This window comes from Diaphorobacter sp. LI3, from assembly GCF_022807955.1.
In the GTDB taxonomy this organism is placed as follows: Bacteria; Pseudomonadota; Gammaproteobacteria; order Burkholderiales; family Burkholderiaceae_C; genus Diaphorobacter; species Diaphorobacter nitroreducens.
In genome coordinates this window covers 2,270,294-2,286,496 of record NZ_CP094346.1, presented here as the reverse complement: position 1 = coordinate 2,286,496, position 16,203 = coordinate 2,270,294, and the positions used below count along the sequence as shown (strand labels likewise).

The 16,203-nt window shown below is 66.4% G+C and carries 19 protein-coding genes; 1 reads left to right on the top strand and 18 read right to left on the bottom strand.

The genetic code is table 11. From position 1 onward, the window contains the following. Positions 1-156: 156 nt before the first annotated feature. The 17 genes from MRB47_RS10595 to MRB47_RS10515 form a co-directional block, all read right to left on the bottom strand. Complete coding sequence (locus tag MRB47_RS10595; RefSeq protein ID WP_252100649.1) at positions 157-522, bottom strand: DUF3085 domain-containing protein; 366 nt, start codon at positions 520-522, stop codon at positions 157-159. A 66-nt stretch (positions 523-588) separates the two neighbouring features. Further along, entirely contained in the window at positions 589-1,389 is an 801-nt protein-coding gene (locus MRB47_RS10590) for a GTPase (protein WP_252100648.1), read from the bottom strand. A 290-nt stretch (positions 1,390-1,679) separates the two neighbouring features. Continuing rightward, complete coding sequence (locus tag MRB47_RS10585; RefSeq protein ID WP_023124355.1) at positions 1,680-2,396, bottom strand: hypothetical protein; 717 nt, start codon at positions 2,394-2,396, stop codon at positions 1,680-1,682. A 250-nt stretch (positions 2,397-2,646) separates the two neighbouring features. Then, positions 2,647-3,039: a hypothetical protein gene (locus MRB47_RS10580; protein ID WP_003141051.1), complete on the bottom strand. Its 393-nt coding sequence runs from the start codon at positions 3,037-3,039 to the stop codon at positions 2,647-2,649. Positions 3,040-3,064: 25 nt separating this feature from the next. Then, the gene (locus MRB47_RS10575) at positions 3,065-3,301 is read right to left on the bottom strand and encodes a hypothetical protein (RefSeq protein WP_013982118.1); all 237 of its coding nucleotides are present in this window, start codon (positions 3,299-3,301) and stop codon (positions 3,065-3,067) included. Positions 3,302-4,079: 778 nt separating this feature from the next. Beyond that, on the bottom strand, positions 4,080-6,095 hold the full coding sequence (locus MRB47_RS10570) for a DNA topoisomerase III (RefSeq protein ID WP_252100647.1): 2,016 nt from the start codon (positions 6,093-6,095) through the stop codon (positions 4,080-4,082). 294 nt (positions 6,096-6,389) lie between these two features. After that, positions 6,390-6,773: a single-stranded DNA-binding protein gene (locus MRB47_RS10565; protein WP_003141056.1), complete on the bottom strand. Its 384-nt coding sequence runs from the start codon at positions 6,771-6,773 to the stop codon at positions 6,390-6,392. Then, entirely contained in the window at positions 6,770-7,318 is a 549-nt protein-coding gene (locus MRB47_RS10560; protein WP_004362273.1) for a DUF3158 family protein, read from the bottom strand. Before MRB47_RS10560 ends, MRB47_RS10565 begins: the two co-directional genes overlap by 4 nt. Then, complete coding sequence (locus MRB47_RS10555) at positions 7,315-8,103, bottom strand: PFL_4669 family integrating conjugative element protein (protein ID WP_023101517.1); 789 nt, start codon at positions 8,101-8,103, stop codon at positions 7,315-7,317. The genes MRB47_RS10560 and MRB47_RS10555 overlap by 4 nt, the downstream gene beginning before the upstream one ends. 188 nt (positions 8,104-8,291) lie before the next feature. Beyond that, positions 8,292-9,044, bottom strand: coding sequence for an OST-HTH/LOTUS domain-containing protein (locus MRB47_RS10550; protein WP_023101518.1), 753 nt, complete (start codon positions 9,042-9,044; stop codon positions 8,292-8,294). 238 nt (positions 9,045-9,282) lie between these two features. Further along, positions 9,283-10,476, bottom strand: a complete 1,194-nt coding sequence (locus MRB47_RS10545) for an STY4528 family pathogenicity island replication protein (RefSeq protein WP_004255084.1) — start codon at positions 10,474-10,476, stop codon at positions 9,283-9,285. A gap of 2 nt (positions 10,477-10,478) precedes the next feature. Beyond that, on the bottom strand, positions 10,479-11,039 hold the full coding sequence (locus tag MRB47_RS10540) for a DUF2857 domain-containing protein (protein WP_004255086.1): 561 nt from the start codon (positions 11,037-11,039) through the stop codon (positions 10,479-10,481). Between the two features lie 17 nt (positions 11,040-11,056). After that, the gene (locus tag MRB47_RS10535) at positions 11,057-12,700 is read right to left on the bottom strand and encodes a ParB family protein (protein ID WP_411275684.1); all 1,644 of its coding nucleotides are present in this window, start codon (positions 12,698-12,700) and stop codon (positions 11,057-11,059) included. Beyond that, complete coding sequence (locus MRB47_RS10530) at positions 12,693-12,929, bottom strand: hypothetical protein (protein WP_023124360.1); 237 nt, start codon at positions 12,927-12,929, stop codon at positions 12,693-12,695. The genes MRB47_RS10535 and MRB47_RS10530 overlap by 8 nt, the downstream gene beginning before the upstream one ends. Continuing rightward, positions 12,913-13,779, bottom strand: a complete 867-nt coding sequence (locus tag MRB47_RS10525; protein ID WP_013721843.1) for a ParA family protein — start codon at positions 13,777-13,779, stop codon at positions 12,913-12,915. Before MRB47_RS10525 ends, MRB47_RS10530 begins: the two co-directional genes overlap by 17 nt. A 40-nt stretch (positions 13,780-13,819) precedes the next feature. Next, positions 13,820-14,038 carry an AlpA family transcriptional regulator gene (locus MRB47_RS10520; protein ID WP_004255100.1) on the bottom strand — a complete coding sequence of 73 codons (219 nt, stop codon included), beginning with the start codon at positions 14,036-14,038 and terminating at the stop codon, positions 13,820-13,822. Between the two features lie 124 nt (positions 14,039-14,162). Further along, positions 14,163-14,918, bottom strand: a complete 756-nt coding sequence (locus MRB47_RS10515; RefSeq protein ID WP_010792182.1) for a hypothetical protein — start codon at positions 14,916-14,918, stop codon at positions 14,163-14,165. A gap of 342 nt (positions 14,919-15,260) precedes the next feature. On the opposite strand from MRB47_RS10515, the gene MRB47_RS10510 reads away from it, so the two are divergent. After that, entirely contained in the window at positions 15,261-15,503 is a 243-nt protein-coding gene (locus MRB47_RS10510) for a hypothetical protein (protein WP_134586898.1), read from the top strand. On the opposite strand, the gene MRB47_RS10505 is transcribed toward MRB47_RS10510, so the two are convergent. Continuing rightward, complete coding sequence (locus MRB47_RS10505; protein ID WP_252100646.1) at positions 15,473-16,171, bottom strand: LysR family substrate-binding domain-containing protein; 699 nt, start codon at positions 16,169-16,171, stop codon at positions 15,473-15,475. The two genes, MRB47_RS10510 and MRB47_RS10505, sit on opposite strands and share 31 nt — an antisense overlap. Positions 16,172-16,203 lie beyond the last annotated feature (32 nt).

The following is a 16,203-nucleotide window of genomic DNA, read 5'->3' as shown; positions in this document are numbered from 1 at the left end:
TCGTGGCTGCCTGGGCATGTCGCTGACGGACGTCAGCGGAACATGGGCGGAAGCGTGGCGCCGGGGCGGCGCGCATGCGAGCGGTAATTGGCACTCGCGGCTGTCCGCATTGCCGGGAAGAAAGAGGCCCCCGGAGCGGGGGCCAGGGATGGGCGGTCAGTTACCGCTGGGCGCGGAAGGAACCGCCTGCAGCGACAGGTGTGTCGCGGTGGCGGACACGTCGAGATCGTCCTCGCTGTGCAGGATGCACGCAAACACGCCCTCCTTCGGATCGAAGAACTCGCCAAAGTCATCGCCGCCGAACTCGGCGCGCGCCAGCTCCCACCAGTCATCGAACGCATCGACATCCGGGTTGCAGCCAGCGGCATAGGCGATGGTCTTCTGGCGACCATCGGGTCGGCGCTCGCCGCGCTCGGCCAGGAAGTACACGCCCTGATCCTTGACCAGGATGACGCGGCATTGATTCGCCACCGCTTCGACGAGCACGGGCCGCAGCTCCGTGCCTTTGAATCGAACAGTCATGGGTGTGATCTCCAGGGATGCAGGAAGAGAGGCTTCCCGCCGCGAAGGCGGGAAGCTGCTGGGAGATCAGTGCCGGACAGCCTTGCGACCCGACAACAGGCACTGCACTCGGATGCGGCGCCAGCTCCCGTCGTCGATCAGCCGTTCCAGCGTCTCGCCGAGGGTGTCGAAGAACACCTCATCGACCCGTTGAATCAGCTCGCCGTCGCGGCGCAGCTCCACCGCGTAGAGGTCGAGGCCACGCTCATACAGCACGGTGACGCAACCCTGGAACTTCGTCGTGGCGACGGTGAAGCCGATGGCCGGCGGCGTGCGGATGATGTCGGCGGGCAGCGGATCGACCCAGGTGATGTCCCGCGCACCGGCATCCACCAGCATGTGGGTGATGCGCCGGAAGCCGTCGGGAGCGGGCAACTGCTCCAGTTGGTCGATCAGTTCCTGCAGCTCGGGGCAGCGCGGCTCGGGGATCGGCAGCTTCGCCGGTGCGGAACCGAGCACGAACCGCTTCACCGTGTAGGGCTGGCCGTCGGCGGTGAACTCGGTCTGCTCCTCGGGCGTGTCCGCCCGCTGACCGTCGAAGCGGCGTCTGACATAGGGTTCGACCTGCACCTTGGCGCCCTCGTCGGGCACCTCGGTCACGAGCGTTCGATCGAGCACCGCGAACTCGGCCCGTCCCGTCTTGACGACGATGGCCTCGTCGGTGGTGGCGATGACCTTGCCCTCGAAAGGCTTCGGGTCGATGTGAAAGCCCAGCGTCGAAACCTTGGGCTGGCCGTCGAAGATGTTGAATTTGAACGAACGGACGTTGGAAGGCACATGACCGACAACGAGCGTCGGCATCTGTGCGCGGATGGCTTGGGTATCCATGGGGAGACTCCTTGTGGCAACCAAGGGACTCCCGCCCGCAAGGGAGGTCGATCCCTTGAGGGTGAGGTGGATGGACGCGGGTGCGCCCGGAGAACGAAGCAACCAGCACGGCGAACCGCGCCGCAGTCTTGAAGGTCTCGACTGCCTGGGCATGCTGCCGGCAACGCCAGCGAACATGCGGCCAGCGTGCGGCACATGGCGGCGGCCGTCCGTTGGGAATCGGCAATGCGCCGGCACCGCGTTCCGCGCAAAAGAAGAGCCCCTACGTGGGGGCTCGAATGGGTTGCGGGTTACTCGTCGTCGTAGAGCGTCAGCCCGTCCAGCACGGGCGCGTCGGCATCGAACACCAACATGCGAACGTCGGCGAGCGCAGCCAGGTGCAACACTTCCACGAGGGGCTCCGGCATGCCCTTGGCCCGGTGCTCCTGCCGCAGTTCTTCGGCGGTGATGCCCTCGACCTGCTGCACGTTCGCATCCGTCCAGGGCGTGGCGATCAGCTTCACGCCGACCGCCGGGCTGTAGGGAATGCGGAAGGCGATGAACAGAAAACCGCTCGGCGTGGCGATGTCGGCCAGGTTGGCCAGATAGCGGCCGGCCTCCTCGGTGATGTGCGCCGAGCTGATTTCCCAGGCACGGCTGTAGAAGCCGGTCTCGAAGCGCAGGCGCCGCACCACCTCGCGTGCGGCTTCCTCGGAGTAGGTATCGCCGACGTGCAGCGGCTGGCCGGCTTCTTCGGCCATGACGGCGTAGACGAGGTTTCGGGCGATGCCGTGGCTGCGGCATTGCGCGTCCAGCTCGGGCGGCACGTTCTGGCCTTCCGTGATCAGCGCGAAGTCGTCGCAGAAGACGCAGGCATGGCGCTCGACCTGGCTGTCCGGCAGGTGCGACTGCGAGACGTGCAGCGGCAGATAGCTCAGCGGGCAGTCGTCGTCGTAGGAAATCGCCAGCAGCCGTTGCACGGACAGGCCATCGTAGCCGCGGACGAAGGGGTTGTTGGAATGGGACATGGGATTCCTCCAGCAGAGGATGGCCGAGGCAATCCCCTGCCGGGGATTGAACCCCAGCGAGTGGATGAAGTGGCAGCCGGTCAGCCGGCCGCGGCGTCGGGCCGCCCTGGTGGCGGGCGGTGCAGGTCAGTGGAAGATGGTGATTCGGGACATGGCCGCTCCTGCGAAAACAAGGAGGGACATGGCCCCAAACGGGGACGCATGTCCCTCGTAGGGTGGGATGAATGGACGGTGGGTTGCCAGGCGCGGCTCACCAGCCGTTGTAGTGCAGCGTGAGGTCAGCGATGACCTGGCGCCGTTCCAGATCGAGGCCGCCGAAATCGGACAGCCCCTCGAAGCCGCAACGCTTGAGCATCGCGCCGCCCTCGCGGGAGTTGTAGAAGCTCACCATCGCGGACAGGAACATGCGTTGACCGCTGCTCAGCACACCCAGGGCGTCGTTGAGCATCAGCATGTTGGGCCGCAGGTCCCACTTGGTGGTGGCACGCTGCAGACCTTCGCGTGTGCCGTCGCCGAACCACTCGTGGCCGGCGATCTGCGCGCCGCGCTTCCAGGCCTCGAAGAAGGCCTGCGGTGCAGCATCGAAGTGCGCCTGTTCCAGCGCCATCTGATCGAGCACGTCTTCGGGCAAAGACAGATTCATGAGAGAACTCCTTGAAGGGTGGGAATCAGGGGTGAGCGCGCTGTGTCCAGGCATGGGTATCCAGGGCGCGCTGTGCTGCGAGGTGGTTCGGGAAATACTCGACGGACTCCCGCGATACCGGGCCTTCGTCGTCTTGCGTGCCGATGTAGTGGCCGGCCGCGCTGCGCAGCACCTGTAGCGGCAGACGCTTGCCGGTCCAGGCCAGCGCCAGCGCACCACTGCGCACTGCGGTTGCAGAGGAAGATGCGGAAGGTTCAGACATGCCGTGCTCCTTGGTGGGTCGGGGAGCACGCATCCCGCAGGGGATGGGGTTCCCCTCGGGTGGTTGAGAAAAGTGCATCGTCGCCAGGCCGGCGAGCGTCCGCGGTGGGCGATGCGAAGCGGACTGGATCGGTCAACGCGGCGAACCGCGTTGCAGTCTTGAAGACCGAGACTGCCAGGGCATGCCGCTGACGACTGTCAGCAACGCATGGCGTGAGGATGGGCGCGAGGCATGGCTGCCGTCGCAGGGAAAACCGAATCGCGGACGGCCCGCTTTAGGGCAGGCTCGCGTCACGGGACAAGGCAAGGACCAGGGCGCCGAAGGCCACGCGGGCCTTCGGCTGGAGAGGAAGGAAAACCACCTGTGGGCTGCGTCAGCGCAGGCCGTCGTCAAAGCCGTTCGCTGCGTCAGCAATCGCACCCGGCCCGTTTCGTGGCTGGGGCCGGAAACCTCTGGCGTGCATCCACACACAAAGGGAGCCCGTTGTTCCGCCGGCGGGCACCGGCACGGAATACCCTCGGCCCAAGGGGCCTCCTCACGGCTCGCGCGGCGGCAAGGCGTCAGGAAGCCCCTCGTGGCCGAGGCAAGGCACACCGATCAAGGGAATGGCGGCGGGCGCGATTCGTGGAGCAATGACCTTCTCGCCCCGTCGCCCGATGGTGGGCAGACGGGGCGCGCACACCGTTGCAGAAGGAGACGCGCGCTTTGGAGTCCCGCGCGGTGCGGGACGTTTGCCTCGCCGCCAGTGAAGGGCCGGCGCGGCAGGGGGAAGCGAGGATCAGGACGCCTTGGAGGCAGCGCGCCGCTTGCGCGGTGCGCTGCGCCGGCCCGTCGGGGACTCGATCGGCAACGTGCCCTTGCAGTCCGGGTAGCGCGAGCAGGACCAGAACGCGCCGCTCTTGCCCGTGCGCTGCTGCATCGGTGCGCCGCACTGCGGGCAGGCCGGCGCCGGCGGCAGCTTGAGCGAGAGCGTTGCGCCGCGGTACTGCTGCACGAGCTGGCCGACCCACACGGACTGCTTCTCGATGAAGGTGTCCAGCGCCATCTGGCCGGCCTCGATCATGTCGAGCGCCTGCTCCCACACCGCCGTGGTGCCGGGGTCGGCGATGGCCGAGGGCACCGCGTCGATGAGCGTGAATGCCGCGTCGGAAGCGCGGACGGCGCGGCCTTTCTTGACCAGGTAGCCGCGACCGATCAGACCGTTGATGATGTTGGCGCGTGTCGCCTCGGTGCCGATGCCGGTGGTATCTCGCAGCTTCTGTTTCAGGCGCGGGTCGGTCACGAACTTGGCGACGGTCTTCATGGCCTTGATCAGCTCGCCCTGCGTGTAGGGTTTGGGCGGCAGCGTCTTCAGCGCCTTGAGATCCACCTTTCCGACCGGGCAGGACAGGCCCGCATGCAGGGCGGGCAGCACCTGGCTGCGCTGCGCGTCCTCGCCATCGGCATCGTCCGGCCCCGGCGTCGCCAGCACCTCACGCCAGCCGGTGACGGCGATCTGCTTGCCCACGGCCGCCAGCGACTGACTGCCGCACGAGAACTGCGCTACCGTCCGGTCGAACTCATGGTGCGGGAGGAACTGCGCGAGGTAATGGGCGCGGATCAGCCGGTAGACGGCCAGTTCCTTCTCGTTCATGGCCGACAGGTTGGCGGGCTCCAGCGTCGGGATGATGCCGTGGTGAGCCGAAACCTTGCCGTCGTTCCATGCACGCGAGCGCTGTTGGCGATCCAGGCGCTCGATCAGCGGCCGCAGGCTGGGGTCGGTCTTGACCAGACTGTCGAGTACGGTCGGCACCTCGGCCAGCATGCTCTCGGGTAGGTAGCCCGAATCCGAGCGCGGATAGGTCGTCGCCTTGTGCGTCTCGTACAGCGCCTGGGCAATGTCCAGCGTCTCCTGCACGTCGAGGCCCAACTGCTTGGAGCACACCTCCTGCAGCGTGCCCAGGTCGAACGGCAGCGGCGGTGCCTCGCGCACGCGCTCGGTGTCCACCGACACGACCTGCGCATCGCGTGCCGCGCGAATGCGATCCGCAGCCTGCTGCGCCACCGGCTGCTGAAGGCAGCGACCCGCTGCATCCGTGCTGCCTTCGGGCGGTATCCAGCTCGCGGTGAAGGATTGGCTGGCATGGGATAGCAGCACATCCACGGCCCAATACGGCATGGAGACGAATCGCGCGATCTCGCGATCACGATCCACGACCAACTTCAGCGTCGGCGTCTGCACGCGCCCCACCGACAGCACGCCCGTATAGCCGGCCTGACGCCCCAGCAGTGTGAACAAGCGGCTCAAGTTCATCCCGATCAGCCAGTCGGCGCGCGATCGGGCGAGTGCGGAGAAATACAGCGGCAGCGTCTCGGCGGACGGCTTGAGCGCACCCAGCGCTTTGCGGATCGACGCATCGTTGAGCGCCGACAGCCACAGGCGCTGAATCGGCCCGCGGTAGCCGCACAGGTCGATGATCTCGCGGGCGATCATCTCGCCCTCGCGGTCGGCGTCGGTCGCTATCACCAGCTCGCCCGCCTTGGCGACGAGCTGCTGCACGACCTTGAATTGCGCTGCGGTCGCCGCCTTGGGCTCGACACGCCAACGCTCGGGAAGAATGGGCAGTTGCTCGATGGCCCAGCGCTTGTATTGCTCGCCGTAGCCTTCGGGCGGAACCGCCTCCACCAGATGACCGATGCACCAGGTCACGACGACACCCGCGCCGCTGTAGCAGCCGTTGCCGCGTTGAACGGCACCCAGCACACGGGCGATGTCCTTGCCCTGAGAGGGCTTCTCGCACAGGAACACGCGCATGAAGCCTCCTTGGAAATGTGCGGTTCATCGGATGGGCGTCAGCTTGGCGGGGCCAGGAGATGCCGGCAGCAAGGAAGCCGATTGATGCAGACACCGCTTTGTGATCGGCAGGCGGCCCGTTCCCGCAGCGGTGTGCATAGACCGCAGGAGCTGGCACAGCAAGAGCGTCGTTTCGGGAGGGCGGCTGGAACTCCGTGGACGACCTTGGAGCTATCCCCTGGGGATAGCTCGCTGGTGCATCGCGGGCGTATGACGGTTGCTACAGCCGCCCTCGGGGGAACGGCGATGGGCGAATTACTGTCCGCCGGCCGGCTTGGTGCTGAGCGCCACCGACTCGATGCGGTACGGCAGGATGCCCACGCGCCGCGCCTCGACCTTGAACGTCACGCGCTCGTTCTCGTCGGCGTCCTCCCATTCGTCGCGCACGGTGCGGCCCTCGACCAGCACCCGCATACCTTTCTGGTACAGCGTCTTCCAGTGCTCGGCGTCGCGGTGCCACAGCTCCACGGGCGCCCAGAAGCCGCCGCGATCTTCGTACTCGCCGTCCTTCTTCGGGATCGGGTTGTCGAAGTAGACGTTCAGGCGAAGCAGCCGGCGTGGCTCGTCGTTGCCGTTCGGAAATTCGCGGTAGTCCGGCGCAGAACCGATGTTGCCCTCGCCGACGAAGTGCGTGCTCATGGTGACTCCTTGGTGGTGGGTGGAACGGACGCGGTATGCCCGTGGACGCGCCGCAGGTAAGCCGCTTCGGCCTGCGCGGCCTTGTTGGCGCATTCCAGGGCTTGGCGAGCGATGCTGTGGGTCAGACTGATCTGCATGTTCAGCACGATGCGCTGCAGTTCGATCGCGTACAGCTCGTCGATCAGCGAGGCCGGCGTCGCGGGGTTGGCCAGCAGGGCCTCCCACAACGCCACGCCCATGGAGGAACGGTCGAGGTTGCGCCAGCGCAGGAAGGTCGTCCCTGCGCCAGTGGCCTGCTGGGCCAGTTGCACGTCGAGCAGGCTGAAGGGATAGGCGCGCGCCTGGGGCAGCACGCGCCGCTGCGCCAGGCCAATCACGTCGTCGCGCAGCGCTGCGCACTGGCTGGCCCAGGTCTCCAGACTCCCCTTACCCTTAAAAGGCTGTAAAAGGCCTTTTAGGTAGCCTGCGTGTTCCAGCCGCTGGAAGTCCGCCTGTTCCAGCGCCACGAAGCGCGTGGAGTGGCTGATAGGGGGCGATGCTGTCATGCGCCAACACCCTCATCGCCCGCCGCACCATCGGCTGCGCCACCCGTGGAAGCCTGCGCATCGGGCACGATGGCAGGCGCAGCAGGCGGCGTGCCGGGCTTGTTCGTCCGCCGCGCGATGGGTGGCGCGAAGCGCGAGCGGCGCGTGCCTTCCAGCACGTCCTGCGGCAACTCGCCGAACTTCTCCAGCGCCGCTCGCGCCGCCGCGTTCTTCGCCGCGAAGTCGTCGCGCGTCGTGCCCGAGTAGCGGTACTGCTGGGCCAGCGAGAACAGGCTGCGCAGCGCGTGCGCACCATCATTGAGCCAGCGCTCCAAGGTGCTGCGGTCGATCAGCGCCGTGTGGTGCGCCAGGATGAGTTTGCGTGCCAGGTCGTCGTAGTCGGCCAGCAGATACACCGCCATGAAGCCGAGCTGGGCGTTCACGAACAGCGGCAGCTTCACCGGCTGCACGTTCATGTTCTCGCCCAGCGACAGCGCCGATGGCACGTCGGCCAAGGCCTGATCCACCTGGTCGCGCAGGGTCTGCAGACGGGTCTTGGTGTCGGCGAGCTTGTCCTCGATCCGCAACATCCACCAGTCCGAGTACGGGTCGTCCTGCTCGGCGCCGCGCTTCATCTTGTTCATGGCGCCGATGAAGCCGTTGAGACCGATGATGCCTGGGCGCCCCTCGGTCGGCGCGCGGCCGTGCCAGATGCGCGAAGCGTGGTGCGTGTGCAGCGTCAGCGACATCGCGCTGCGCAGCGATCCGAGATTCAGTTGCAGGGGTTCTGTGCGTTCGTTGGCCATGGGAGCGACTCGCGGTGAATTGGCGAGTCGCCAGCATCGGCATCGGCCGGAAGGCTGTCAGTCAACAAACCGCAGCCCATGCGCGCCCGGTTTGTTCCGCACGGAAGGCTGTGTGTGCCGGCTATCCCCTGGGGATAGCTCGGCGGAGTTGTTAGCGGCTCGCGCGGAGGTGAGACCGCGTTGCGGGGCTATGCTTCGCGAGGTCTGTACCAGGCGGCCCGTTGCCCCTCCACCTCACGGTAGCGAAGCTCGAACAGGCGGCACTCATGCACCACCTGCCGCCAACTGCTGCAGCCGTACTTGGCTGGAAGCTGCTCGGGATGCCGGTCCGCGATCCAGCGGCCAGCGGCGGCGATGGGTGTCCAGCCCTCGACGGCCAACTGCGCGGCGGCCTCGCGCAGCGCGCGGACGATGCCGGCGGCCGGCCAGTCCACCGTGCCGTCCGGCGCGATGCCATTGACCACCAGGTCGTGGAACACATCCGACTGGACGAACTCCGCTGCCAGGCGCCGCGCCTGATCCATGTGCTCGGCCCAGCCGCGCAGCTGCTCGAAGTGTTGATCGATGCGCGTGTAGGCGGAACCGAGTTCGTCCTGTGCAACGCGGCACCCGTCCACGGTCCATAGATCGTGCTGATCGATGAAGTGGTGCACCAGAGTGTTGCGCAGCGATACCAGGTCTTTGAGGTCGGCCTGGGTGTTGGCGTAGTCCTGCGCAGACAGGCTCAGTTGCACGCGCGTGCGAAAGGAAATCACGTCGCCGGGAAGATCGTCGTCGCGTTCCTCGCCGCCATTTCCATCGGTGACGACATACGAACCAAACAGTTGTCCGACCAACGTGCCCAGGGTCTTGGTCGCGGCATCTTCAATCCGCGCTGCGCGAATGGCCTCCAGCGAATGCGCCGGGCCTGAAATCTCGTGGTGGGCCACGATGGCTTTCATGAGGCGCTCGTATTGTTGAAGGCGCAACAGGCATCTGCCCAGCAAGCGCTGAACGTCTTGCTGTAGTGGTTGCAGTGCGTTTGTGGCGGGGGAAGTCGTCATGTCCATCGTCGGCCGGGCTCGTGCGTGGCTGTCCTCGTCTGATTCACAGGCGACAGTTTCGCCTGTCATTCGGCGGGCGACAATCGAGCGCGGCGGAAAGATGTCTGTTCCAGCTATCCCCTGGGGATAGTCAACATCAGCGATCACGCAAGGCTTCTCGGAGCTGAGCCAGGTAGGCTCGTGCGACCTCGGGGTCAGCCGCACGGGATGCCGGCGGTGACGAGGGCGCAGGTGACGGGGGCGCTGGCGGTGCCGATGCACTTTCTCCGGCCCAGGCCTTGAACTCCCCGCGGATCGCCTTCTGGATGATGCCAAACAGGTAGCCGGCCGGGTTGCGTACCGCGCTGTTGTGGCAGCGTGCCGCCCACTCGTCGAGAACGGCCTGCCTCTGCGCCTCGTCCACCTGCTGCAGCGCCACCAGCGCGCCGGCCTGCTGCTCGTCCTTCAAGCGCAGGAAACGCTCGGGTAGCCGCAGGTTCTGCAAGGCCCTCGCGCGCGGTACTGTACGTACTTCATTTATACGATCATTACGTACTGTACGGTCCTCCTTCGGAATCCGAAGAGAGCCGTCCGGCGCGGGTTTCGGTCCTGCTTCGGATTCCGAAGACGGGCGCGCAGCATTCCGAAGAAGGGCTTCCTGGCCTTCTTCGGATTCGTGGTCCGCACCCTCCTGTGGATAACCTGGCGTCGTCCAGCCATGCAGCGCCATGCGCTGCGCCAGCACCTGCAAGCGGGTCGGCAATGTGCGGCCGCTGAGCAGCGGGTCTTCGGCAATCTCCTTGAGCGTGTTCATGCCCACGATCTGTACCGCCTTGGCGGCATGGGTCAGCGCCTGGCTGACCAGGCCGAGGTAGTCGGCATCGAGCTGCATCGCCTCGAAGGGCGACAGCGGTTCGTCGTGCAGCACGTAGAGGTTGCCTTGGATGCGGCCGGTCTTCGGGTCGCGCCGCCGCCGCGCCAGGCTGAGCCAGCGCGTCAGCCGCAGCAGCGTCAAGGCGCGCGCCACGGTCTCGTGCGAGGCTTGCGCCGCACAGGGCATGGACGCCAGATAGGGGCGGAGCTGGTCGTAGGTGGGAAAGGCGGTCACGCCGTCGTCGTTGAGCTGCAGACGGAACACCTGCCAGGCGTTGCGCTCCAGCGGCGTCAGGCGCCGGTCGAGGAACAGCCTGCGCGGCACGCTCTCATGGCGGTTGCCGCTGTAGAGGAAACCGTCGGCGGCCGGCGCCGTGCCCTGCGCCGGTTCCTTCGGCTCAAGGTGCCGCAGCGCCTCGTCGAACAACGCCGACAGCGCAACCGGGCCATCGCGCCGTGATGCGCTGCCCGTGGTCATGGCTACACCAGCCCCTGGTCGATCCAGTTCCGTATCGCCGACCAGATCACCGACATGGGCAGGGTCATGGCCTCGGCCAGGTCCATGGTCAGCGCCAGCATCGCCATGTCGTCGGTCAGGGCGATATGGCGCTCGGCGACGCCGGCCTTCCAGCGCTCCCACAAGGCCACGTCCTGCGCCTCATCAAGCACCGGATGCCGGCCCTTGCGCTTGGGCAGCCCGAGGATGTCACGGCGCAGCGCCACTTCCTGATGCGTGAGGCCGTAGAACTTGCTGACCATCTCCGTGCTCGCCCCCAGGCGCAGCATGCGGTCCACCGTGGCGATCTCCCGCTCCACGTCGTGCACCTGGCTCAGAAGCCGCTTCAATACCTCCCGGTTCACCGACACCGAACACCACGACACCGTGGCATTCACCAGCATGCTCACGAGCTCGGGGTGTTTCAGCGCATCCAGCTCCTCCTCGCCGAAGCCCATGGCCTTGCAGCGGCGCAACTGGCCGTTGCGCAGGTCATGCAGGGCCTGGGCGATCACGGCCTGGTTGAGCGGGTGCGGTGCCGACATACGGGAGCCTCCTGCGCTCAGGAATCCTGGCTCGCTACGCCGGCTTCCAGATCCAGCAGCCGGCGCGCCAGGCGCAGCAGACGGAACAGCTTCACCAGCGCAGCATCGCTCAGGCGTGTGGCCGAGCCGCCGTGGCCATGCAGCAGCGCCGCCAGCTCGTCGGCCAGCCGCGCGCGGTCCAATCCGTTCGCGGAGGGCGGAGCCGCACTCAGCACATGCAGCAGGGTCAGCACCGCCCGCGCGAACGCCGGCAGCGCCTTCGCCTGGCCCACAACCGGCGCCGCGCAGACGAAGCCGATGCCGCCGACGCTGGCCTCAATGTGGTCGGCGACCGCCGCTTCCTCGCCGATCTCGCGCGCGAACTGCGCGATGTGCACGCGCAGGCGATCCGGCACGTCCAGCCCCGGCTCGACGTACCAGACGTCCGAGATGGGATAGAGCCCGCCGACCTGCACGGGGATCGCACGCAGCGCATCGGCCTCGAAGTCGGGCAGCTTGTCGCCGAGCTGATCCGCGACCATCCTCTGGATGGACTGCAGGCGCTCGGTGGTTGGGGCCGGCGTCACGATGTGCCCCTGCAGGCGCTCGTCGCGCTGCCCGTCCCGGGCGTTTGGTGCAGCGGCAGGTGGTGCCGAGGGTGTCTCTGCCGGTGGCGCGACGGGCGAGGTGTCCCGTGGCGTTGGCGCCGCGGGCGACAGTTGCGGCGTGATGGCTGGCGCCGCAGGTGCGACAGGCGTTGCCGGGTTCGGCGCGGCCGGCTCGCTGGTCAATACTCGCTGACGGCTTTCGCTGTCATCGACCTCCAATGCCAGCGTGTCGTAGTCCGCTTCCAGCAGCTCGGCCATCTGACCCACCAGTTCGTCCTGCACGCGCTGGGGCGAGAAGCCCTCCGGCTGCGTGTCGAACTGCGACAGCACATCCTGAAACAGCGAAGCGAAGTCCACGGTCAGCGGCCGGCCCAGCGCACGCCGCTCCCAGGTGCGCTCGCACGCCTTGCGCAGCACTGCGAGCCGGTCCACCTGATGCCGGCCCAATCCGCCGTACAACAGCGTCGGGATCGCCGGCAGCAGATAGCGCACCGCATCGTTCATGCGGCTGATGTGTGACTGCGGCACCGGATAGCCGTCGGCCGTCAGTCGCCGCGCGAGTTCGCTTTGCGACAGCGCCTGGCCGCTTTCCTGCTCGTAGAACTCGCGCGCCTTCTCGATGCCCAACGCCCGCTCGATGAAGGTCAGCCCGCCGCGCAGCTCGTTCTCGGCCAGATGCCCGGTCAGCGCCACGATTTCGCCGCGCGCCGGCCACGGGCGGAACAGGCACGCAATGCGGAAGAAGCGTTCCTCCTTGGTCTCGCTCCACAACTCGCGCAGGATCGCCAGCCGCGTGTTGCCGCCGTTGCGAATGATGTAGTGCGCCTCGCCCGGCCTGCGCGTGATCGCGGGGGGCGCGTCCAGCCCACGTTCGCGGATGGACGCCTTGATCTCCGCATAGGCCGGGTTGCGCGTCACGCGTGGGTCGTGGTCGTAGGGCCGCAACTGGTCCAGCGTCACCACCATCGGCGTGTCGGCGATGGGGTCGCTCAAGGTCGCGGCCGAAGGGCCGCTGCGCTCGAAGCCGGTGGCCAGCAGCTTGGCAGCCATGTCCTGCGGCGTCAGCTCAGCCACGGCCATTCTCCTGCGCTTGCCGGTCGGCGCGGCGAAGCTGTGCGCGGGCATTGCGGTCGGCACGGTTGTCGCTCGCCGTCGAGCTGGTGTAGATCGACGCGCAGCCTTGCTTCGTGAATTTCAGGTGCCCGCCGGACGTGCGAACCACGCGCCAGCCTTCGCCCAGCGCGAACTCGATCAGCGCGCGCAGCCGTTCGCGGCCGCGCGCCAGTTCATGCGCGCTCGCCATGGCCGGCCCCTCCCGCATCGGCCCGACCGGTGACCAGCGCGAAGCGCTCCCGCCACACGGGGAACAGCTCGCCGGCCAGCGTGCGCATGGTCTCCAACGCCGCGGGCGCCGTGCGCCCAGCCGGCTGCCGGTACTCCACCCGGTGCACCGGCAATCCTCGTGTCGCAGCGCGCGGATAGGCTTCGATGGCCGGTACGTCGGTGCCCAGCACCTGCACGCCGGCCTGTTCCTGAAACACCTGTCGCAGCGCCTGCTGGACCAGCCGCGCATTCGACGACACAGGATGCACACGGTTGATGAGCAGACGCAGCGGCGGCGGCTCGATGCCCAGGTGCCGATACGGCGCGATGTCCTCGATCAGTTGCAGCGTGCCGCGCCGCAGCTCGCGCGCCGCGAGGATTTCCGGCGTCACCGGCGACAGCGCCAGGTCGGACGCCAGCACCGCCATCTCCAGCAGCACGCTGCGCGCGCCCTGGGTGTCGATCAGCAGCAAGTCGTAGTGCGTGCGGAAGACGGGAAGCAGATGGCGCAGTCGCAGGCGCCCATCCGGAGCGTGCAGCAGCAGCGTGTTCAGTTCGCCGCGGTCGTCGTTGGAGAGCACCAGGTCCAGGCCCGCGATCACTGTACGCGACACCAGTTGCTCGATGCGCCGCTCGTTGAAGGCCAGCATCTGGTAGATGCCGCCGGGCGCGCGAACGTCCAGCGTGAAGTAGCTCGACAGCGTGGGCTGCACGTCCAGGTCCAGCAGCAGCACGCGCAGCCCGGCATCGGCGATGAAGCCGCCCAGGTTGGCCGCCGTCGTGGTCTTGCCCACGCCGCCCTTGGTCGAAATGATGGACACCACCTGCATGGGCTTCTCCTCGTCGAATGGCATGAACCGAGAAGAAGCGTCAGGCGCGTTCTTTGAGGCGATCGGCGATCCACTGTTCGATCTCCACCGAGTCCCAGCCCACCGCGCGCACGCCCAGGCGCAGCGCCTTGGGGAACTTGCCTTCCTTCATGAGGCTGTAGATGTGCGCGCGCTTGAAGCCGGTCTTGGCTTCGACCTCGGCGCGGCGCAGGATGCGGTGCTCGGGCGGCAAGGCCGGCGCGATGGTCTGCGAAGACATGAGAGGCACTCCTTGACGCTCGATGGCGTTGTTCAGAAAGTGCCTCGCATTCCATATGCTGCTGCTGCGAGATTCACTGCAACTGCAGAACACGCAACTGCAATTGCAGTCTGCTGTTACAGGCTCAGCGCGATGCCTCCAGGTGGCGACGCGCCTGTGCCAGCTTGCTCCACAGCGTTCGCTCGCTGATGCCGGGCCGCCCTTCATGGTGGGCCAGTAGCGCACTGATCACCGCATCCATGTTGCGGAAGGACGAGTAGGCAGAGCCCGCGGGGGACTTGCCCAACAGCAATGTCAGCAGGCCGCCAATGATGTTCAGGTAAGTCGATTCGCTGCGCAGGCCCGGTTCACTCGCATCGCCCTCACGAATGCTACTGGCATGCTCCTTCGCCAACGCTTCGTGCTGTGCCTTCAGCGCCGCATGTAGTTGTGCGAGTTCGGCAAGCTGCAGCTTGGCGGCCTCGCGATCGGCTAGCAACACGTTCAGCATGGCGACGCTCACCGAAGGATGCAGTTCGCGCTCGATGCCGTCGAACAGGAATGGAGGCCGCTCACCGGGGTAGTAATGCGACATCCACGCCTTCAGGTCGACGTGGCGCACGATCAACGCAGGATCGTCGAGTGCGGGGCGCTGAGGTTCCTGCGCCATGCCTGCCTTGCCGTAAGAAAGCTCATCGTGTGCCAATGCGTCGAAGATGCGCTCGGAGAAAAGGCGCAGCAAGGGCCAGCGCGGAAAGTCGTTCGGCTCAGGCATGGCACGTGGCCCGAGCGTTTCCAGAATCCGCGGCTCAAAGCGCAACAGTCCCGCCCAACGGACGGCCGCCTCGATCGGGCGGTAGTAGATCCTGGCGCCAAAGGCAAGGCAACTCGATTTCTCCATGTCGCGTGCGTCCCATCGTCGGATCGAACTCTGGCAGACGCGCACCGCCCAAGTGGGCGAGGCGATTGCCCAGAAATCCGGATGAAGCGCAGGACCGGCCGGGATCGTGGAAGGAAGCGTTGCATCGGCGCTGACGGCCGGCCAAGGGCAAACTACATCTTGCTACGCTTGAAACTCCTCAACCATGATGCGGGCGCTTTGCCTTTGGACCGGCACGCGGCTTGGTGGTCGCGCTCCCCTGGAGTCAAGCATGGGTGCCGCGCTTTACCCGAAACCTGGCCAAAGTTTTCCGTAGGAATTCCAACGGCGTAAAGTGCCAATGCGTCAACAGGATGAGCCGGTTTGCAACCAGCAAAAGCTCATGCGTTCCGCGTCAGTGAAATGACCGCGGCGGCGAGCCCGCAGGCGAGTGCCGGAGTACGGAAGGGCGCAGCAATTGCGTCGAAACTGGAATCAGTACAGCGCATGAGCCATGCAGATCGGGTCAGCCGCAAGACCAAAGATGAATCGCGCAATCCGAGAAAACTAGCCGCGCACCTTTCGATAGATCTGCGTCAAATCGCGCGTGATGTGCTTGCGTCCTGATGACATACACGTTCGGCGCGTTCGATGAACCGCTGCAACGGCTCCGTCATGCCACCCTCGGTTCGTAACAGATAGGTGGTTATCGATGCGCTCTGACCGGCCAACGGGCGGACAACAACATCCGCCGGCTGGCAAGTTGCCAAGTGCGCGGCAGTGGAAAAACTTAGCCCGTACCCTGCGGCCACCAACGTCAGCATCAGCCCGTGAGAAGCGGCATACTCAGCCACGATCGGTTGGACATCGACAGAGCGGAACAGTCGTTCGCTCTGCCGACCGCAACCTTGGCATGCCCGTGGATCACAAAGTACCAGCGGATAGCTCACCACTTCCTGCAACGGCACTTCCTTGAAGGCTACAAGCGGGTGCCGTGCGGGCAGGATCACTACCAAGGGGTCGGCCCACAGCGGCTCAGCAATGATCCCGTCCTCCACTTCATTGACCATTGCAAAGCCGGCGTCGAACAGATTTGCGTTCAGCCCCTGCACGAGTTCGGTCAGCGGTACTTCGGAGAGCCGGATGTTTACCTGCGGCGACTCTTCGCGGCACAGTGCAAGCAGTGCTGATAGCCTCGCCCGTCCTATGTCTCTCGACAGCGCGATTCGCAAAATGCCCTGAGAACCGGAGGCAGCAGCCTTCGCGCTGGCCACTGCCTGCTCAACGCTCAACATGATGCGGCGGGCGTCGTCGAGGAAGACTCGCC